The organism is Treponema pectinovorum (genome assembly GCF_900497595.1).
Lineage (GTDB): Bacteria > Spirochaetota > Spirochaetia > Treponematales > Treponemataceae > Treponema_D > Treponema_D pectinovorum.
The window spans coordinates 112450-132171 of sequence record NZ_UFQO01000003.1; the positions used below are offsets into that span (position 1 = coordinate 112450).

Genomic DNA, 19722 nt, shown 5'->3' on the forward strand with positions numbered 1-19722 from the left:
ATTCTTTTTAATTATAGAAGAATTTGACACTAAAACGCTTTTTAATCTATACTTTTAAGTGAGTATAAAAAAGATTGGTAGGAGATTTATGAGTAACAACAACAACCTTGTTCCTGGATTTAATGACGAAAAGGACGACAGCCTTAAAATCAATCTTGAGAAAGTGCAGGAAGTTGATAACAGCCTTACCGTATATTTGACCGGATATATCGATACATATAATTCAAGTTTTTTTCAGAAGAGAATTGCAAAAGTTGTTGAAGCAGGCTTTATCAATCTTATTTTTAATTGTGCTTCTTTAAACTACGTGTCTTCAACTGGAATTGGCTCTTTTACGGCTTTTTTAAAAATGGTAAAGCCAAAGGGTGGAGATATTGTACTTTTGGAGATACAACCCAAAGTTTATGAGGTTTTTCAACTTTTAGGATTTAGCCAGTTTTTTAATATTAAAGATTCTACAGGGGATGCGATAAACTATTTTAAACAGGAATCGCCAATTATTGAGAGTGTTTTTCCTAAGATTTTTAGTTGCCCAGTTTGTTCCAAAAGACTTAAGGCAACAAAGAGCGGTCGTTTCCGTTGTTCTGAGTGTAAGTCGATACTTGCGATTGATGAACACGGTCAGGTTTTTTTGGGCTAAGTTTTTTGACTATATACCGCTGGGTTTCCAGCGGATTTTTTTTTGCAAAATGGACAACATTTATTGTAACCGCACATCCATGTGCGGCAAGGATAGGGTTCAAGAAAAACGTCCGTGTTTTTCTTGAACTGAAAGTTTCCTCCCGAAAACTTTCAACATTTATTGTGACCGCACGTCCGTGTGCGGCAAGGATAGTAGGGGCGCGAAGCGTTGGCGGCTTGCCGGCAATGCAGCGAAAGCGGAACCCCGAATAGCCTGTTTTTTGCGGAACTCAAGTGGAGCAAAAAGCCGCCCATAAAATAAAAATGACTTGCGCTAAATGTAACAAATATAAGGTTTTAGCTTTGTGCATTACTTGTGGATAACTTGTGTTGAAGTTTTTGTATAGTGAATTTTACAAGACAAAAGAGTGTTCAGTTTTTAACATACGAGAGGGAATAAAATCTTTAGTTATAGATTTAATTTATTGTATTACAAGAAATTAAGTTAAAAACATTTTCGAAAAATCATTAAATTAACTTTAATAATGTATTCAATACTTGCCGAAAATTTATAAACTAACGAAAGTTTGTGTGATTAACTTGTGGATAACTTGTGGTTAGGAGGTATAATAAAACCGATGAAGTCAGCGTTTTCGATGCTTGCATACTATTTTATTGCGACCGTTATTGGAACTCTTGCGGCGGCATTTATTTATATGGTTTGTTGCGACCTTACACTTTTGGTTGCTGGCGAGGGGCGAAATTTTTTTGTTTTATCTTTTTTTGCAAGAGGCCTGTTGGTTTCGTTTCCTGCGGTTGTATCTGTTTGCCTTGGGCTAATCGTTTTATACGGACTTAGGCATCAAGAAAATCATTTTGTGCGGCTGGTAACATACATACTTTTGGGTGCGTTGACTTGGCTAATTCTTATTCCGCTGAGTTTTGATTTAGAAAAAAAATACGAAGAAAAATTCTCTAAAAAATTTGAAGTTTCATTTTTAAGTCCCGGATATTTTAGAAAGGATGCTGGTGGCATTTTTTATTTTTCAAAGGTTGATGAAAAAGGTTTTGCCGATGGTGTTTTTTTGGATTTGAGTGGAGTAACTGGAGAGAAAGGAAAAGTTGTGCGATTTAAAAATTCTGTAATTGATGAAGGGCTTTCCAAACCGTTTGCAGATTCGCTTATTCGCGATGCTGTAAAACTGCCTTTTGTGATTGTTGCTCCCTTAGAATTTTATTCAACTATGATGATAAGAGCAAAAGCGGCGTGGAATAACAATTTTATGTCGTGGCTTGCCTTTTCGACCTTTGCACTTGCACTTCTTTCTGTGATTGCTTTTCAATATGTGAGCAGATGGCGGCTTGTAAACGGACTTTTGATTCTATTTTCTGCAAGTTTAATTTTGACAATAAATTATTCATATTACGCAGGATTTTTATTCTTTGATTTTTTTAATTCCTGGGAAATTTATATTTCGAACCTTGCAGCGGGAAAAAGCGAATTTTTGCAAAATCTGTTGGGATATGATGAGCCTGTAATAGTTATGATAAATATTTTGATTTTTGCATTGTTGCTTGTTTCTGGAACTTTGCTTTACATATTTAACGGCAGAAAAATTGGAGGCAGAGAATAATGAAACGCCTTATCCTGATAATAATTTCGTATACGGTTTTATCATTTGCACTGTGCCTTGCGCTTTCTGCATTTTTTGTTCCTGTTGGCAATTTGTTAAAAGAACATCGCAATTCTTTTATCATTTATCGTGGAATTTTATATTTTTTCAGGATAATGCCTTCTATTTTTGCTTCGATTTTTATGGTTGGGCTTTCAATTCATTTTAAAGACGGTGCGGATAAAGCTCAGTTTAGGTTTAGTCCTGTTGTAATGGCACATTTTAGAACGGTTATGCTTCTGGCTATTTTTTTAGTTGCATTGATGACTTTGGCTTATGAAATTTGGACTCCGATTTTAAAAAGAAAAAGGGAGTATTTTCAAAACGCACCGCACTTGCTGAGCGAATATTCAAAGCTTGGCTATGAATGTTTGCAGGAAAAAAATTATGTCCTTGCGCACAGGTATGGGAGCCAGATTTTAAAAATTTCGCCAAAGAACCCTGATGGAAAAATCTTAATCGACAAATCGGAAGCGGTTATTAAAGCGATAAAGAAAATTTCGCCTTTTAAAGAGCAGACTGCAAAAGATATTGCTATCTATGATGAGGCAGAGGGCGAAACGGTTACTTCGTTGATTAAAAAGTCAAAACAGGCAGCACAAGAAAAAAAATGGTTTGAGTCGCATTATTTTGCTCAGCTGGCTTTATCCATAGGAACGAACAACGATGTGAATATCGATGACGCTCGCCGCCTTGCAAGCCTTGCCTGGAACGAATTGAACGAGCCTCCAAAAACAGAAAAAAATGATTTTCAGCAACTTTTTGAAAAAAAACGCCTTGCTTACAAAGCGCTTTCCGAAGGCGACAGCATAGACGCTTATTATCGCTTTAAAGAAATTTCGCTTCAGGACGAGGCGTGGTCTTCTGATCCTGATGTAAGGGAATTTTTGGAAATTTCAAGGCAACGCGTTGAAAATCAATGTTTTTTTATAGACGAAACTGACCGCCTTGAAACCTTTGAAAAATATATCAATGTTTATTTTTCTGTAAAAAAAGATGATGGTTCTAGCGATGTTGTGTACATTCAAGGAATTACGCCACTTTCCGACGGTGCAAAACTGATTCAATATCTTCGAGGTCTTAACGTTATGAGTTTTGATGAAAAAGGAAATTTCGTAAAATCGTTTACAACGCCTTATGCAAAAATGGTTGGAGTTGATGTTTCATCTTTTTCCGCAGAAATTCTAAGCGATTTGGGAATAAAAAAGGAAGTTAAAAATTTTCCATATATTTTGTTAAAGAGCATAGACCGCAATAATCGCGATATAAAAAATCTGCCAAAATTCGAATTTGCAGATTCTGTTTCAGAAGAAAAACGAACGGAAGAAAATTTTTGTATGCTCGCGATTTCGATGCAGGATTTTAACAACGCCTGCGATGCAAGTTTGGGTCTTGAAAATATGAATTTGATTTCGCTTATGAACATGGGAAGCAATGCAGAGAGATTGGGGTTTTCGCGAGAAGTGTTAGGAGCAATTTTGATAAAGCGAATAACATTTCCGATAATAATGCTCATGCTTTTGATTTTTCTTGCAAGCGTAAGTTGGAACTTTAGGCCTGCGTCTGGAGAATTGTTCAAATTTATCTGGATTTTTACACTTCCAATCTGCACGGCACTTTGCGATGTTTTTATTCAGGTCGTAATAACTGTAGGTTCTCTGTTTAACTTTTTGCTTATTTCACTTGCAAAAAATTCGGCACTGCTTATCTGTTCTGTAATATGGATTTTACTCTTGTTCTTATGTGCAATATTCTTTGCATTGAGGAAGAGCAGTTGATTTTATTTTATGATATTCGATTTAATTTTTGCCGATGAAATTTGATTTTCTTGCTTTTAAAACTTTTTGTGCAAAGCATTGGATTTTATTAGTTTTTATTTGCATAGGTGCGTTTTCTGGCATTTTTGGATTTATCGCTTTATTTTTTACAGGAATCTTGGTTGATTTGCTTGTTCAAAGAATTTTTCAGGAACGGAAATCTAAAAGGATGATGGAAGATGGGAAAATTACGGAAAAAGATGAACCTTTTGCTGGCGCGGCTTATGTGTGTGCTTTATGTGCGAATTCGTTTGATGATTTAGATTTTGCGGCTCAACAGATTAAAGCGGTTTTTGGAAAAAAGTACAAAGCACCTTGGGTTTCTTTTTGCACTTCTGCAAAAGATGCTTCTTTTTTTAACAGAGATTTAGTTGTAGAAAGCCTTGCCTGCTCACTCTTAAAAGCTTTAAAAAAAGGTGAAAATCCGCCTTTAAAAGAAATTTTTGACTTGCTTGAATTTTCAGAGTTTAATTGGGATACAAAGCAGGGCGAAAAACCGAGCACATATCTTGCTTCGCTTTTAAACTACAGATTGAAAAACGATGAACTTTATACCGCATACGAAATTTTGGGATTAAAGCAAGGCGTAAAATTTTCTGAAGTAAAAAAGGCTCACAGAAAACTTGCGGCAAAATTTCATCCAGATTTAAAAGGTAAAACTAACGAAAGCGAATTTTTGCGAATTCAAAAAGCATACGAAATGATTGCCAAAGAATTTAATGCCTGAGAGAAATTATTTTATTTCAACTCGTTTTATGCGTGCACCAAGGCTTTGCAATTTTTCGACTAAACGCTCGTATCCGCGCTCTATTTGATAAACATTGCTTATTGTGGATTCTCCATGCGCTGCCATTGCTGCGATAACCATTGCCATTCCTGCCCTTACATCCGGGCTAACCAAATGGTCGCCGTGCAGCGTGCTTGGCCCTGAAACAACTGCTCTGTGAGGATCGCAAAGTGTTATCCTTGCGCCCATGCTTATCAACTTGTCGACAAAGAACATTCGGCTTTCGAACATTTTTTCAAAGATTAAAACTGTTCCTTCAACTTGAGTTGCCACAACGGTCATTATAGAAGTTAAATCCGGTGGAAATCCCGGCCAAGGAGAATCGTCGATTTTTGGAATCATTCCACCCAAGTCAGAATTGATTTTCATCTCTTGTCCAACATTGACAGTAAGCTTATCTTCTTCAATAGTCCAGCGTATTCCAAGTTTTCCGAATGCAACTCTTAATGGACGCATATCTTCTGCTTTTACGCCTGTTATTGTTATTGAACCTTTTGTCGCTGCTGCAAGACCGATATACGAACCTATTTCCATAAAATCAGGGCCGATTGCAAAATCTACAGAGTGTAATTTTTTTACGCCGTCTATATTCAATATGTTTGAGCCAATTCCTGTTATCTTTGCACCCATTGCAACAAGCATATTGCACAAATCTTGAACATGGGGCTCGCTCGCGGCATTTGTGATTTTAGTATGACCTTCTGCCAGAACCGCCGCCATAACCGTGTTTTCTGTTGCAGTTACGGAAGTTTCGTCCAAGAAAATGTCTGCGCCTACGAGTTTATTCGCTGTAAATGTAAAAGGGCCATCAACGCTTATGCGTGCACCGAGTTCCTGAAGGGCAAGAAAATGAGTATCGACCCTGCGTCTGCCAATTACATCGCCGCCAGGAGGTGGCATTATCGCTTTGCCTGTGCGTGCTAAAAGCGGACCCGCAAATAGAATTGAAGCGCGAATTTTTTTGCTTAATTCTTGAGGAATATCATTTTTTTCTATTTTGGAAGCGTCGATTTTCCATTCGTGGTCTGCCAAGCGTTCTACTTCGGCACCAAGCGATTGAAGAATCAATAGCATTACGCCAGTGTCTTCGATTTCTGGAATGTTTCGTAAAATTACAGGCTCTTCTGTTAGCAGTGAGGCTGCAATGCAAGGCAGTGCCGAGTTTTTGTTTCCGCTTGCGGCTATTGTTCCTCTGATTGGAATTCCGCCTTCAACTTTATATTCAAACATAAAATCTCCGTAGAAATATGGATTGAGGTTAGTTTTGTATGCTCAAGTTTATCAGAACTTCAAGTGCTTTGCACATCTCGTTTAAGCTTGCCCATTCCGTTTTTGAATGAAAATTGTGGCCTCCTGTAAAGATGTTTGGAGTTGGGATTCCCATTTCTGTAAGGCGAGAACCGTCCGTTCCCCCTCGTATTGGTGTAAAGACAGGCTCAATTCCCGAAGCCTTATAGGCATTTATCAGATTTTTAACAGTTTCTGGCGATTTTTTTAGTCCTTCTTTCATGTTTAAATATTGTTGAGTGTGCTCCACTTGAACTTTGCCACCAAAAGATTTTGCTGTCGTCTTTGCCAAAAGGTCGATAAAATTTTTTCGCTCCTGCATTCCTTTTGTTGAAAAATCCCGAAGAAAAACCGTAACTTCTGCGTTTTCGATTGAACCTTTTATTTCCATTGGTGCATAAAACCCTTCCATTTTGCAGGTTGTTTCTGGTGCTTGATTTTTTGGAAGATTTGCAACAAAAGATGAAGCCATTGTTATGGCATTTACCATTTTTGAGCGTGCTGTTCCTGTGTGAGTGGCAATTCCTGTAAAAGAGATTTTTGACTTAAATGCGTTAAAGCATTCTGTTTCCAGTTCTCCAAGATTGCCGCCGTCCACTGTGTATGCGTGTTTTGACTTTATCAGATGAAGAGGAACATTGTCCATTCCGTGTCCAGTTTCTTCGTCTGGGCTAAAGCAAATTTCTATTGTTGAGTGCACTAAATCGTCGTGTGCTTGCAGGTAGGAAAGCATCTCCATTATTTCTGCGATTCCTGCTTTGTCGTCTGCACCCAAAAGCGTTGTTCCGTCGGAAGTTATTATTGTGTCGTTGCCTCTTTTGGTTAATTGAGGATTTACATTTTGACCAGAACACTCTTCTGAAGTGTCCATGTGCGAAAGCAGGCAATAAGGAGCGATATGTTCTTTTCCTTTTGAAGCAGGAAGCCTTGCGTAGACATAGCATTTATCTGTAACTTGAACATCTTCCAGTCCTAATTTTTTTAGTTCCTGTTCTAAGATGTGTGCGAGGTTGAATTGATTTTGCGTTGAAGGCTGAATTCCAATGTCTGCCTGCTGACTGTCGCTTGTTGTCCAGACTTTTACATATTTTATAAATCGCTCTAAAAGCGAAGTTTTTTCTTTTTCTGTGAGTAAAATCATACTTCATTATAAAATTTATTGTGTTTTAAGAAAACCATTATTGTGCGTAAGCGGCAACGATTGGTTTCAAGAAAAACCTCCGTGTTTTTCTTGAACCGACAGTTTTTGCAAAAAGTGTCAACATTTATTGTAAGTCGCACCTCCCTGTGCGACATGCGGCAACGATTGTAGGGGCGCGAAGCGTTGGCGTAAAACGCCAATGGAGCGAAAGCGGAACCCCGAAAAGCGTGTTTTTTGCAGAACGCAGTGGAGCAAAAAGCCGCCCGAATAAAAAATAAAATAAAAATTTTGTTTCTATTGACAGTAACACGAAAGCCCATTATTCTTCTTTTATAAAAATGCAGGTGATAAACACTTAGGAATTTTACATTTGCTTTGATTTTTTTATGAATGTGGAGACAAAAATGTATAACGAATCTGTAAACGGTTTTTTTGGTGATTATGGTGGATGTTACGTGCCTGAAATTTTACGAGGTACGATTGACGAGCTGGAAATTGCTTTTAGAAAATACATTAACGACAAAGATTTTCTTGAAGAGTTAAAACTCCTGCGTCGCGACTACATTGGCAGAGAAACTCCTTTGATGTTTGCAAAAAATGCGACCGAGCGTTTGGGCGGCGGCGATATTTACGTAAAATTGGAAGGGCTTGCAAATACTGGAGCGCATAAAATCAACAATGTTATTGGTCAGGTCTTGCTTGCTAAGCGAATGGGAAAAAAGCGAATTATTGCAGAAACTGGTGCCGGGCAGCATGGCGTTGCTACTGCGGCTGCGTGTGCAAAACTTGGAATGGAATGCGTAATATATCAGGGAGAAGTTGATGTGCGCCGACAGCAACCAAATGTTGCCGCTATGGAACTTTACGGGGCAAAAGTGAGGGCTGTAAAGAGTGGCTCGCGGACTTTAAAGGATGCCGTAAACGAAGCGTTGCGCGATTGGGCGACAAATTTTGAAACGACGCATTATTGTTTGGGTTCTGCGTTGGGGCCTGCGCCTTTTCCTGATATTGTAAGGACTTTTCAGTCTGTAATTGGGCAAGAATTAAAACAGCAGTGCGCTCAGCGAAATATCGAAATTGATTCGTTGGTTGCCTGTGTTGGCGGCGGTTCTAATGCATCTGGTTTTTTTGCACCTTTTTTTGACGATTTGAACATAAAACTCTATGCGGCAGAAGGTGGCGGTACAGGTTTTGAATGCGGAAAACATGCGAGCAGAATGGTTGGAAATTCTGCAAGGGATGGAATTATGCACGGTTTTAAAAGCCGATTTTTAGTTGATGAAGACGGGCAAGCACAAAATACTTCGTCAATTTCGGCAGGTTTGGATTATCTTGGAATTTCGCCACAACTTGCAATGCTTGGGAAAACCGGGCGTGTTAATTTTGCAGCGATTCGAGACAGCGAAGCATTGGAAGCGTTGAGTTTTTTTGCAAAAAATGAAGGAATCCTCATGGCATTGGAAAGCGCACATGCGGCAGCCTATGCGATAACGCTTGCCCCAAAAGTTCCAAAGGGCAAGGCTTTGATAATAAATATGAGTGGCAGAGGCGACAAGGATGTTTTCATCACTTCGCCAATTTTTAGGGCGGAAGATTGGAAGGCGTTTTTGCATTCAGAACTTGAACGCTTGGAAACAAATAAAAATGTTCACGACGAATACTAGTTTTTCCTTATTGTTTGGAAAATAAAATCAAAATGCAAAACTAAAAGAGGATTTTATATGAAAAAATTGATGGCACATATCGTTGCAAATTATCCAAATCCAGATATATGTTTTTCTGTCGTTAAGGCTTTGGTAGAAGGCGGAACAGATTTTTTAGAAGTTCAACTGCCTTTTTCCGATCCTTGTGCAGACGGGCCTGTAATTCAAACAGCTAGCAAAGTGGTTTTAGAAGCAGGATATAAAACCTCAGACGCTTTTAAATTTATAAAAAAGGTGCACGAAGCTTTTCCTTCGTTAAAGATTGCTCTTATGTCTTATGTTTCGCTTGTTTTTACGCCAGGCGTGGAAAATTTTTGCAAAAGGGCAAGCGAATCTGGTGTAAACGCACTTATGATTCCAGATTTGCCGTTTGACAGCGACGAAGGTGTTGGCGAATTTTGCAAAAAATATGGAATGCAAAATATTCCTGTTGCAAGCACATTTATGCGCGAAGACAGATTGAACAAGATGCTTTTGATGAATTTTAAAACCGTGTATGTGCCTCTCCGTGCAAATCCAACAGCAGAGAATGTTGCCCTCGATAAAAAAACTGTTTTATTTTTGAAAAAACTAAAAACTTCGATTAACGGCTGTGTGTGTCCAGAAGTTTATGCTTCGTTTGGGATTCACTACAAGGAGCAGGCGGAAGTTATTTTTCCTTATGTGGACGGAATTGTTGCAGGTTCAATTTTTATTCATCTTATAGAAAGTGCAAATGGAAATTCAAAACTTTTAATCGATTCAATCAGAGAAAAAGCAAAGTCAATAAAAGGATAAAAAATTAAGCTGGCGATAGGATAAAACAGCCTTGAGGATTGTTCAATTTTATCGCCATTTCATTTTAAATTCGTTTTGCGTAAGATGCTTTTGTTTATATCGAAAAACGATTTTTGCATATCGGACAGATTTTTTGCTGTTTTGGAAAAAATTGAATTTGAATATTTGTATGATTTATATCGAATTTATGGGCTTATCTTCTTTTAACCAGAGAATGCGCTGATTGCTGCTTCCTCTGTAGTTTAGAGTGATGTCTTTTAATTCAATTATAAAAGGACCGTCAATCAATACGTCAATGCAGGCAAGCATTCTATCTGTAACTTCACAGTGCTTTTTTCCGTCTTTTGGCAGCAAATCTTTGTCGTACACATATCCTGAATAACACCAGATATTTTTTTGAGGATAGATTTGCCTAACTCGCTCTAAAAATGGAGTTAAAACCCTTTGATTTTCTTCTTCAAAGGGCTCACCACCTAAAACTGTTAAGCCTGCAATGTGGTCTGGCTTTAAGGCCTCGATGATTTCATCTTCGGTTTGTTTTGTAAATTCTTTGCCGTATTTAAAATCCCAAGTCATCTGATTAAAGCAACCCGGGCATTTGTTTCGGCAGCCGCTTACAAAAAGGCTAACCCTTACGCCAAGACCATTTGCAATGTCAATTTTTTTTATTTCGCCGTAATACATTTTACAAGTGCAAAACCCTTTCCTTTATTTCTTGGGTTCTTCCTTGATTCCAGTATTGTGTTCCAATGTAACCGCAGGTTCGCCTTGCTACGTTCATTTTGGTTTGGTCTGTATTGCCACAATTAGGACACTGCCAGACCAATTTTCCGTCATCGTCTGCAACAACCCTTATTTCGCCTGTATAACCGCAGCCCTGGCAGCAGTCGCTTTTTGTGTTCAATTCTGCGTACATTATGTTTTCGTAGATGTGTTTGAGCAAAGCGATTACCGCTGGAATATTGTTTTCCATATTTGGAACTTCAACATAACTTACAGCACCTCCAGGAGATAATTCTTGAAACTGGCTTTCAAAAGTGAGTTTTTTAAATGCGTCAATCGGTTCTGTAACGTGAATATGGTAAGAGTTTGTTATGTAATTTTTGTCTGTAACGTTTTCAATCTCTCCAAATCTGCGCTTTAGACATTTTGCAAACTTGTAAGTTGTAGATTCAAGCGGAGTTCCGTAGAGCGAGAAAGCGATATTTGTTTGATTTCTCCATTCCGAGCATTTGTCATTCATATGGCGCATAACTTGCAAAGCAAATGGAGTTGATTGGGAATCTGTGTGAGGTTTTCCTGTCATATATTGCACACATTCAGAAAGTCCAGCATAGCCTAAAGATATTGTAGAATATCCGCCGTATAAGAGTTTGTTTATAACTTCACCTTTTTCAAGGCGAGCCAAAGCGCCGTTTTGCCAAAGGATAGGAGCAACATCGCTCGGAGTTCCCAAAAGTCTGTTATGACGAGCCATAAGAGCACGGAAGCAAAGTTGCAATCTTTCATCAAAAATCTTCCAGAAATTTTCGATATTTCCGCCAGAAGAGCAGGCAACATCCACAAGGTTTATAGTTACAACACCCTGATTAAAGCGACCGTAGAATTTTGGTTTGTTAGTTTGAGGATCGTGATAAACAGTTAAGAACGAACGACAGCCCATGCAAGGATAGCAGTTGCCGTCTTTTAATTCTTTCATCTTCTTTTCGGAAATGTAATCCGGAACCAAGCGGCGCGAAGTACATTTTGCAGCAAGTTCTGTAAGATAAAAATATTTTCCGTCTTCGTTTATGTTGTCTTCTTCAAGAACGTAAATAAGTTTTGGGAATGCAGGCGTAACCCAAAATCCTGCTTCATTTTTAACGCCCTGGTAGCGCTGTTTTAAAACTTCTTCTATTATAAGGGCAAGGTCAGCCTTTGTTTGTTCATCGGAAACTTCGTTTAAATACATAAATACCGTAACGAAAGGACTTTGACCGTTTGTAGTCATGAGCGTTACAACCTGATATTGAATCGTTTGAACGCCTCTTGTAATTTCGTCGCGCAAACGCATTTCTACAATTTCGTGTAATTGCTCTTGAGTATAATTAACACCAGTTTTTTCCGCGATTTTGTTCATCTCTTTTATGATTTTTTTTCGGCTTATATCGACAAAAGGTGCAAGGTGAGCAAGAGAAATAGATTGCCCGCCGTACTGGCTGGAAGCAACCTGCGCAATGATTTGAGTTGCAATGTTGCACGCTGTAGAAAAAGAATGAGGCTTGTCGATTTTTGTGCCAGAAATCACAGTTCCGTTTTGGAGCATATCTTCCAGATTTACAAGGTCGCAGTTGTGCATGTGCTGAGCAAAATAGTCTGCGTCGTGGAAGTGAATTAACCCTTCGTTATGTGCCTGCACAATGTCGCTGTCGAGCAAAAATCTCTTGGTAATATCTTTAGAAACTTCGCCAGCCATATAGTCGCGCTGAACAGAAACAACAGTCGAGTTCTTATTTGAATTTTCCTGCTTAACTTCTTCGTTTTGGCATTCAAGCAAAGACAAAATTTGTTTGTCTGTAGTGTTTGCCTTTCGCATAAGTTCGTGCTGGTAGCGATAGGTTATATATTTTTTTGCAATCTCGTATGCGCCTTCTTTCATTATTTCTTTTTCAACCATGTCCTGAATCGCTTCCACGTTCATCTGATGGTTTTCTGCTGCGCATTGTTTTTCAATTCTCGACGCAATCTCTTTTATTTGAATTTCTGAAAGTTGTTCGCTCAAAGGCACTTCTTTGTTAGCCTTCGAAATTGCAGTGATAATCTTATTTATGTCAAAAATTACTTCAACCCCATTTCTTTTTATAATCTTCATAAAGCCTTTCTCCCACCTTTTATGTAAACTTTTATACGGAAATCACTTGACAAAATTTAATTTTATGGTAGTGTACCCGCTGTAAAAAAATGGCTCAAACTACGCTATATCTAGTGTTTTTGTGCCAATGTTCATACTATATATCGGCAGTAAAAAACCGTCAATCACTAAAATAAAAATTTTTACGCACATTTTTATTTTTATAAGGGCGCTACCTTTCGCTTTGCTCAAGGTCGGGTGTTCCGCAATTCGCTAACGCTCATCCTCCTCGGCGACACAAAAGTGCCGCCTGCGGTGGACGCGTAAACGCGTTGCTCCATACCCTAGCGCATTATTGCAATATCTGTTTAAGCTGCCTCATCATCTCTACTCGGCACACTGCATAGAATTTTACATTTACCTGTTCATCTGTAATTGGAATTGCNTTTTTATAAGGGCGCTACCTTTCGCTTTGCTCAAGGTCGGGTGTTCCGCAATTCGCTAACGCTCATCCTCCTCGGCGACACAAAAGTGCCGCCTGCGGTGGACGCGTAAACGCGTTGCTCCATACCCTAGCGCATTATTGCAATATCTGTTTAAGCTGCCTCATCATCTCTACTCGGCACACTGCATAGAATTTTACATTTACCTGTTCATCTGTAATTGGAATTGCAATTCGGTTTGCTTTTTTTATTGGAGGCAACAAATCCGACTTTTCTGTAAAATCTGTAACAAACGCCGGGAGTGTTGAATTTTCTACTATATCTTTGAGACCTTCTATATCATTTTGCTCGATAAATTTTGCATTTGGAATCAAATCTGTTTTTATTTTTTTCCAAAATCCCAAGTCAGAAAGCATTATAAAAGTTTCGCCTGCAAGGTCTTTTAAGCATACAGATTTTCTTGTTGCAAGTTTGTGTGTTTTTGGAATAAAAAGTTTTAAGTGCTCTTCAAAAAATTCCTGTGAATAAAATCGCTCATCAAAACGCGTTTGTGTTGTTACTATAATTTGAAATTTATCTTTTTCCAAAGCAGTAAAAAGCACTTCATTTTCTTCGCAAAGTTCACCTGTAATTTTTGTTTTCGGGTATTCTGTGCTTAAAAGTTCCGTAAGTAATTGCAATGGCATTGGCGCAATCGAGCCAATTTTTATTTCGATTGTCTTTTTGTAAAAATCCTGCAATTTTGTTTCCATTTCTTTTTGCAGTAAAAGAATTTTCCTTGCGTATTTTACGGCAAGGTTTCCTGTTGCATTTAAAGCGATTGTATTTTTTGTTCTATCAAAAAGCGGAATTCCTAAATCCTGCTCCAATTTTTGAAACGAGCGAGTTATAGAAGGTTGTGTAATATTCACTTTTTCGCTTGTTGCCACAAGAGTTCCATAATCTGCAAAGGCAACAAGATTTTTGAGAATATAGGTTTCAATCATAATTATATTATTGTCGCTTTTTGCTATGCACGCAACGCATACTTTGATAAAAAACTTTGATTGTTCAAAGCTCATCGTTTAACATTAAAATTGAATCATCTTAAAGAAATGCAACAGATATAAACTTTTTGACGGCAGTTTTCGTGCAATGCAAAAAGTCGCAATACTGAAGCTTTTTTTTGAAAAACATTGTTTTTTACCAGAATAAAATAAATTCAAGGAGAATTATCATGGATTACGTAACTCTATCAAACGGAATTAAGATGCCGCAGTTGGGATACGGAGTGTTTCAGGTTACAAAAGAAGAAGCAGAACGCTGTGTAAGCGATGCCTTAGAAGTTGGCTACCGCTCAATCGATACTGCACAGAGTTATTTTAATGAAGAAGAAGTTGGAAATGCAATTTCAAGTTCTGGAGTTGCACGCAGCGATATCTTTTTAACAACAAAAGTTTGGATTGAACATTACGGTTATGATGCTTGTAAGGCTTCTGTTGAACAATCGCTTAAAAAATTAAAGACGGACTATCTTGACTTAATGCTTTTGCACCAGCCATTTGGCGATTCTTACGGTGCATGGAGAGCATTGGAGGATTTATATGAGCAGGGCGTTCTAAAGGCAATCGGAATTTCTAATTTTTATGCGGATCGTGTCGTTGATTTTGCATCATTTAATCGCATAAAACCAATGGTTAATCAAGTTGAATGTCATCCTTTAAATCAGCAGATTGAAGCAAAAAACTGGAACGACAAATATGGAATTCAGCTTGAAGCCTGGGCACCATTTGGCGAGGGAAGAGGCAATCTTTTTGAAAACCCTGTTTTAACAGAAATTGCAAAAGCTCACCAGAAAACAACAGCACAGGTTATGCTTCGCTGGCATTTGCAAAGGGGAATCGTTGTAATCCCAAAGTCAACGCATAAAAATCGCATGGAAGAAAATTTAAATGTTTTTGATTTTTCACTTACAGATGAAGAAATGAAAAAAATCGCTTCGCTAGACACTCAGACAAGTTCATTTTTTAGTCACCAAGATCCAAATATGGTGGAATGGTTTGTGCGCATGGTAGAAGAAAGAAAAAATAAAGCATAATTTTTGGAAAACAAAAAATGCAGCCACTATCAAAAATGAGGTAATTTTAAAGGCTGCAAAAAAAATTGGATTTTAAGATTTTGTGAATGTTCAAATCAAAAATTTTCCAGTTTTTTATAAGGGCGCTACCTTTCGCTTTGCTCAAGGTCGGGTGTTCCGCAATTCGCTAACGCTCATCCTCCTCGGCGACACAAAAGTGCCGCCTGCGGTGGACGCGTAAACGCGTTGCTCCATACCCTAGCGCATTCAGGCGAAAAAGGAGTTCATCTTACACAAACACTTGACAGTTTTTTGTAAAAAAAATAGATTTATCAGCAACAGCAAAGACGCTGTAAATAAGATTCTATCGTTTATAAATTCAATTTTTATAAGATGGATTTTTGTTTACGGCGTCTTATTTTTTTGCTATGCAAAATAAGGAGAAAACTATGGCACTAAAAGAATTTAATGTAAAAAACGCTTATTGTAAGAGCGTTTGGGAAGATGTAAAAGTTCGCTATGCAGATCAGGAGCATTTTTTACAGGCGGCAGGACTTGTTCTCGAAACACTTTCGCCAGTTGTGGATACAATGCCAGAACTCGAAAAAACAGCAGTTTTGGAACGATTTTTGGAACCAGAAAGAATCATCATGTTTAGAGTGCCTTGGACAGACGACCAGGGAAAGCCTCGTGTAAACCGCGGTTTTAGAGTTCAGTTTAACTCGGCACTCGGTCCATACAAGGGGGGGCTTCGTTTTTCTCCAGAAGTAAATTTGGATGTTCTAAAGTTTTTGGGTTTTGAGCAGGTTTTAAAAAATTCGCTCACAACTCTTCCAATGGGTGGCGGCAAGGGTGGTGCCGATTTTGACCCTCACGGAAAATCCGACGCAGAAGTCATGAGATTCTGCCAGTCATTTATAACAGAACTCTATCGCCATATAGGCGCAGACACAGACGTTCCAGCTGGCGACAAGGGTGTTGGCGGACGCGAAGTTGCTTACATGTTTGGTCAGTATAAGAGAATCACAAATCAGTTTACAGGCGTTTTAACTGGAAAAGGTTTGGATTTTGGTGGTTCTTTGATTCGTACAGAAGCAACAGGTTACGGACTTATCTATTTTGCACAGTGCATGCTAAAGGCTGCCGGAACAGATTTTAAAGGAAAAACAGCGATAATCTCTGGCGACGGAAACGTAGCAGAATACGCTTGCGAAAAAATCAATGAATTTGGCGGAAAAGTTTTAACACTTTCAGATTCTACAGGCTACATTTTAGACGAAGATGGAATCGATGCAGAAAAGCTCGCATTTGTAAAACAGTTCCGCAGTGAGCGCAAAAAGATAGACACTTATCTTACAAAATATCCAAAGGCAAAATTCTTTAAGGGAGAAAAACCTTGGGGCGTAAAAGCAGACTGTGCTTTTCCTTGTGCAACTCAAGATGAAATCTTCATGGAAGATGCAAAAAAATTGGTTGCAAATGGTGTAAAACTCGTTGCAGAAGGAGCAAATATGCCAACTCGTGCCGATGCTATAGAGTTTTTGCAGAAAAATGATGTACTTTTTGCACCAGGAAAAGCGGCAAATGCAGGCGGAGTGGCAGTTTCTGGACTGGAAATGAGCCAAAACTCAGAACGCTTGTCTTGGACACGCGAAGAAGTTGATGAAAAACTTAAGAGAATAATGACAAATATTCACGACAACGCTTATGCCACAGCAAAAAAATATGCGCCATCAAAAACAGTTGACTATGTTTCAGGCGCAAACATCTACGGATTTTTAAAAGTTGCAAGAGCAATGGCAGCTCAGGGACTCGTATAATAGTCGAATCAAAATGGAAAAAACCGCGTGGTGATTTACCAAAAAACTGTCCTAAGAACGAAAATTCTGTTCGAGGGCAGTTTTTTATTTGTCGAAGTGTGTTGGAAAATAAAAATCGTATTGCTTAAAATGACAAAAACTGATATTTTGTCGAAGTAAAAAGTTTATCTATAAAAAAGTTTTGCATTGCGAATCTTATTTTATAGGAAGTAGTGGAACATAAAGCACATAAAATCACGTTGCTTTATTTTCTTGGCAAGTTTGCGTTGCAAACTTCGGATATACTGCCGTTCTCGCTATGCTGTGAACGGCTAACTAAAAACTCGTTTCGGAAGTTGGCACTTCCTTCAACGACTTTTTATAGGAGAAATTATGAGAAGAGTAGTTGTTACAGGACTTGGTTGTGTAAGTCCAGTTGGAAATTCTGCTGATGAAACTTGGGAAGCACTCAAAGCTGGTAAAAGCGGTATCGCACCAATTGCAGGATACGATGCAACCCCGTTCAAAGTAAAATACGATGCAGAAGTAAAAAATTTCAACGCATCAGATTACATGGATTCAAAAGAAGCAAGAAAAATGGCTCGCTTTACACAGTTGGCAGTTGCAGCAAGCAAAATGGCATTGGACGATGCAAAACTCACTGGCAACACAGAAGTTTTAGACAACACAGGAATATATCTTGGCGTTGGAATCGGTGGATTTGAAGTTACAGAAGCAGGTTTTAAGAGCTATTTCTCTTCAAATTTTACACGCACTTCTCCAATGACAATCCCAGAGCTCATTCCTAACGAAGCAGCAGGAAACATCGCCATCGTTTACAATATTCACGGACCTGCACACACAATCTGTACAGCTTGCGCTTCTGGAACAGACGCAATCGGAAATGCTTTAGACCAAATCAGAAGTGGAAGGGTAGATGTTGCATTGACAGGCGGAACAGAGTCTGCAATCAACGGATTTACAAATTTGAGTTTTGGTGTTTTGCAAGCACTTTCTTCAAAATGGGAAGCAGAACCAACAAGAGCAAGCCGTCCGTTTGACAAAGATCGTGACGGATTTGTAATGGGCGAAGGTTCAACAATCCTCATCCTCGAAGAATACGAACACGCAAAAGCTCGTGGAGCAAAAATTTACGCAGAAGTTGCAGGCTACGGTGCAACAACAGATGGTTATCACCTTACAGCACCAAATCCAGATGGAATAAAAGGCGCACGTGCAATGACACTTGCAATGAACGACGCAGGAATAAAACCAGAAGATGTTGTTTACTACAATGCGCATGGAACTTCAACACACAAAAACGATTCAGGCGAAACTCAGATGCTCAAAATCGCTTTTGGAGAAGCAGCATATAAATTGCACATTTCTTCAACAAAATCGATGACAGGCCACTGCTTAGGAAACGCAGGTTCATTGGAAGCATTTGTCTGCATAAAATCAATTGAAGACGGCTTTATTCCGCCAACAATCAACTTGGACAATCAGGATGTTGAAGGCGGCTGCGACCTAGACTACACAGCAAACAAAGGCTTAAAAATTGATGTTCCAGTTGCAATGAGCGGAAACTTCGGCTTTGGCGGACACAACGGAATTTTGGTTTTCAAAAGAGTAAACTAGAATTTGTTTGCAAGGATTAGGGAAAGGAGGGAAAAGCCTTTCCCTACGCGCATATTTCATTATGCGCTACCCTTTCTGCGTGGACACCCCGCATCGCCCCGGAGGCACAATCGAAGCTCAGTACGCCGTTCATACATAAACGAGCATAATACGGCTTGTCTGCAATTTTTTTATAGCAAAACATTTACTAAATGCAGGCAGAATATCACAATCCTAAAAAAACAGGAAAAAAATCATGGAAAAATTCACAGATATAGAATCCCTATTACCACACAGAAAACCTTTTTTATTTGTCGATTCAATCGACAGTTACGACGAAAACGGAAGTGTATGCACAAGAAAATTTACCGAAGAAGATTTTTTCTTTAAAGGACACTTCCCAGAGTATCCAGTAGTTCCTGGGGTAATTTTAATAGAAACAATGGCACAAGGTGGCGGAGCTGCGTTGAGTTTGCAGAAGAAATTTGACGAAGGTTGTCTCTTCTTTTTGGCAACGGTGAACAATGTAAAGTTCAAACATCAGGTAAGACCAGGCGACACCGTGCGTATGGAAATACAAAACAAGCGCTGCACAAAAAACATGGTAGTGCAGGAAGGCAAAGCCTACGTAGGCGAAACCCTCTGCGCCCAAGCCGAATGGATGTGCTTAGTAGGATCCGCTAAATAGCGGTCCTACGGACTAAAATAATTTCCTTACACATCGCGGAGCGCTTGCGCGACGTATGTGCTTAGTAGGAAAAGGTAACTAACAGCGAGACCGATAATCTTGCAATAGCAAAGGTGAGTGGGCGGAGGCACGCATTTTGCGTGCAGTAAAATTCGTACAAAGCTTTGCTGAATAATGACGGTTCTCTTTTTGTTAGAGAATCGTTTTTTTTTGATGTTTACATCGCTTGTATTTTATTTTGCGCCAGGGGGTGGAGCGGTTCTGCTTTGCAGAAGTCCGCCAGGACCGCGGGCACCAAGCCGCGCAACACCCGACACCTTTAGGTGTGGCGCCCAGTTTTTTAATCACAATATTCCCCATAAATGTTTGATTTTTTTTAACTAACTCTTTTGTTTCTCCGATGTTTAAAAAGCGAAGTTGTCGGAATTTCTTGAAAGTGCAAATCTTTGGTTTTGTTGGCTTTTGTTCTTTAAAACGTGCAAT

15 protein-coding genes are annotated in these 19722 nt (G+C 38.9%); 10 read left to right on the top strand and 5 right to left on the bottom strand.

The features are described from left to right. Positions 1 to 88: 88 nt before the first annotated feature. The 4 genes from FXX65_RS05240 to FXX65_RS05255 all read left to right on the top strand — a co-directional run bounded on the left by FXX65_RS05240 (position 89) and on the right by FXX65_RS05255 (position 4838). Positions 89 to 640: an STAS domain-containing protein gene (locus tag FXX65_RS05240; RefSeq protein ID WP_147615384.1), complete on the top strand. Its 552-nt coding sequence runs from the start codon at positions 89 to 91 to the stop codon at positions 638 to 640. Between the two features lie 619 nt (positions 641 to 1259). Beyond that, positions 1260 to 2255, top strand: a complete 996-nt coding sequence (locus FXX65_RS05245; protein ID WP_147615385.1) for a hypothetical protein — start codon at positions 1260 to 1262, stop codon at positions 2253 to 2255. Next, positions 2255 to 4072 carry a hypothetical protein gene (locus tag FXX65_RS05250; protein ID WP_147615386.1) on the top strand — a complete coding sequence of 606 codons (1818 nt, stop codon included), beginning with the start codon at positions 2255 to 2257 and terminating at the stop codon, positions 4070 to 4072. Before FXX65_RS05245 ends, FXX65_RS05250 begins: the two co-directional genes overlap by 1 nt. A gap of 34 nt (positions 4073 to 4106) precedes the next feature. Beyond that, a complete protein-coding gene (locus FXX65_RS05255) occupies positions 4107 to 4838 on the top strand; it encodes a J domain-containing protein (protein ID WP_147615387.1) in 732 nt (243 codons plus the stop codon). A gap of 6 nt (positions 4839 to 4844) precedes the next feature. Here the strand turns inward: FXX65_RS05255 and murA are convergent, their stop codons facing one another. Next, a complete protein-coding gene (gene murA, locus FXX65_RS05260) occupies positions 4845 to 6128 on the bottom strand; it encodes a UDP-N-acetylglucosamine 1-carboxyvinyltransferase (protein ID WP_147613147.1) in 1284 nt (427 codons plus the stop codon). 28 nt (positions 6129 to 6156) lie between these two features. Next, positions 6157 to 7326, bottom strand: coding sequence for a tripeptide aminopeptidase PepT (pepT, locus tag FXX65_RS05265; RefSeq protein ID WP_147615388.1), 1170 nt, complete (start codon positions 7324 to 7326; stop codon positions 6157 to 6159). 404 nt (positions 7327 to 7730) lie between these two features. Here pepT and trpB point away from each other — a divergent pair, with 404 nt between their 5' ends. Further along, on the top strand, positions 7731 to 8990 hold the full coding sequence (gene trpB, locus FXX65_RS05270) for a tryptophan synthase subunit beta (RefSeq protein WP_147615389.1): 1260 nt from the start codon (positions 7731 to 7733) through the stop codon (positions 8988 to 8990). A gap of 57 nt (positions 8991 to 9047) precedes the next feature. Further along, positions 9048 to 9806, top strand: a complete 759-nt coding sequence (gene trpA / locus FXX65_RS05275) for a tryptophan synthase subunit alpha (protein WP_147615390.1) — start codon at positions 9048 to 9050, stop codon at positions 9804 to 9806. A 174-nt stretch (positions 9807 to 9980) separates the two neighbouring features. On the opposite strand, the gene nrdG is transcribed toward trpA, so the two are convergent. From nrdG to FXX65_RS05290, 3 genes are all read right to left on the bottom strand, one after another. Beyond that, positions 9981 to 10490 (bottom strand): anaerobic ribonucleoside-triphosphate reductase activating protein, encoded by a 510-nt coding sequence (gene nrdG / locus FXX65_RS05280; RefSeq protein ID WP_147615391.1) that lies wholly within the window; start codon positions 10488 to 10490, stop codon positions 9981 to 9983. 1 nt (position 10491) lies between these two features. Next, positions 10492 to 12657 (bottom strand): anaerobic ribonucleoside-triphosphate reductase, encoded by a 2166-nt coding sequence (nrdD, locus tag FXX65_RS05285; protein WP_147615392.1) that lies wholly within the window; start codon positions 12655 to 12657, stop codon positions 10492 to 10494. A 559-nt stretch (positions 12658 to 13216) separates the two neighbouring features. Next, a complete protein-coding gene (locus tag FXX65_RS05290) occupies positions 13217 to 14065 on the bottom strand; it encodes a LysR family transcriptional regulator (protein ID WP_187116225.1) in 849 nt (282 codons plus the stop codon). Between the two features lie 230 nt (positions 14066 to 14295). On the opposite strand from FXX65_RS05290, the gene FXX65_RS05295 reads away from it, so the two are divergent. From FXX65_RS05295 to fabZ, 4 genes are all read left to right on the top strand, one after another. Then, positions 14296 to 15156, top strand: coding sequence for an aldo/keto reductase (locus FXX65_RS05295; protein WP_147615394.1), 861 nt, complete (start codon positions 14296 to 14298; stop codon positions 15154 to 15156). Positions 15157 to 15584: 428 nt separating this feature from the next. Beyond that, on the top strand, positions 15585 to 16955 hold the full coding sequence (gene gdhA / locus FXX65_RS05300) for an NADP-specific glutamate dehydrogenase (RefSeq protein ID WP_147615395.1): 1371 nt from the start codon (positions 15585 to 15587) through the stop codon (positions 16953 to 16955). A gap of 372 nt (positions 16956 to 17327) precedes the next feature. Beyond that, the gene (fabF, locus tag FXX65_RS05305) at positions 17328 to 18572 is read left to right on the top strand and encodes a beta-ketoacyl-ACP synthase II (protein ID WP_147613140.1); all 1245 of its coding nucleotides are present in this window, start codon (positions 17328 to 17330) and stop codon (positions 18570 to 18572) included. Positions 18573 to 18807: 235 nt separating this feature from the next. Further along, positions 18808 to 19239: a 3-hydroxyacyl-ACP dehydratase FabZ gene (fabZ, locus tag FXX65_RS05310; protein WP_147613139.1), complete on the top strand. Its 432-nt coding sequence runs from the start codon at positions 18808 to 18810 to the stop codon at positions 19237 to 19239. The last annotated feature ends 483 nt before the right edge of the window (positions 19240 to 19722 follow it).

Coding starts and splice junctions, on each gene's coding strand:
- FXX65_RS05240 (WP_147615384.1), top strand. CDS start 89: ATGAGTAACAACAACAACCTTGTTCCTGGATTTAATGACGAAAAGGAC.
- FXX65_RS05245 (WP_147615385.1), top strand. CDS start 1,260: ATGAAGTCAGCGTTTTCGATGCTTGCATACTATTTTATTGCGACCGTT.
- FXX65_RS05250 (WP_147615386.1), top strand. CDS start 2,255: ATGAAACGCCTTATCCTGATAATAATTTCGTATACGGTTTTATCATTT.
- FXX65_RS05255 (WP_147615387.1), top strand. CDS start 4,107: ATGAAATTTGATTTTCTTGCTTTTAAAACTTTTTGTGCAAAGCATTGG.
- murA (WP_147613147.1), bottom strand. CDS start 6,128: ATGTTTGAATATAAAGTTGAAGGCGGAATTCCAATCAGAGGAACAATA.
- pepT (WP_147615388.1), bottom strand. CDS start 7,326: ATGATTTTACTCACAGAAAAAGAAAAAACTTCGCTTTTAGAGCGATTT.
- trpB (WP_147615389.1), top strand. CDS start 7,731: ATGTATAACGAATCTGTAAACGGTTTTTTTGGTGATTATGGTGGATGT.
- trpA (WP_147615390.1), top strand. CDS start 9,048: ATGAAAAAATTGATGGCACATATCGTTGCAAATTATCCAAATCCAGAT.
- nrdG (WP_147615391.1), bottom strand. CDS start 10,490: ATGTATTACGGCGAAATAAAAAAAATTGACATTGCAAATGGTCTTGGC.
- nrdD (WP_147615392.1), bottom strand. CDS start 12,657: ATGAAGATTATAAAAAGAAATGGGGTTGAAGTAATTTTTGACATAAAT.
- FXX65_RS05290 (WP_187116225.1), bottom strand. CDS start 14,065: ATGATTGAAACCTATATTCTCAAAAATCTTGTTGCCTTTGCAGATTAT.
- FXX65_RS05295 (WP_147615394.1), top strand. CDS start 14,296: ATGGATTACGTAACTCTATCAAACGGAATTAAGATGCCGCAGTTGGGA.
- gdhA (WP_147615395.1), top strand. CDS start 15,585: ATGGCACTAAAAGAATTTAATGTAAAAAACGCTTATTGTAAGAGCGTT.
- fabF (WP_147613140.1), top strand. CDS start 17,328: ATGAGAAGAGTAGTTGTTACAGGACTTGGTTGTGTAAGTCCAGTTGGA.
- fabZ (WP_147613139.1), top strand. CDS start 18,808: ATGGAAAAATTCACAGATATAGAATCCCTATTACCACACAGAAAACCT.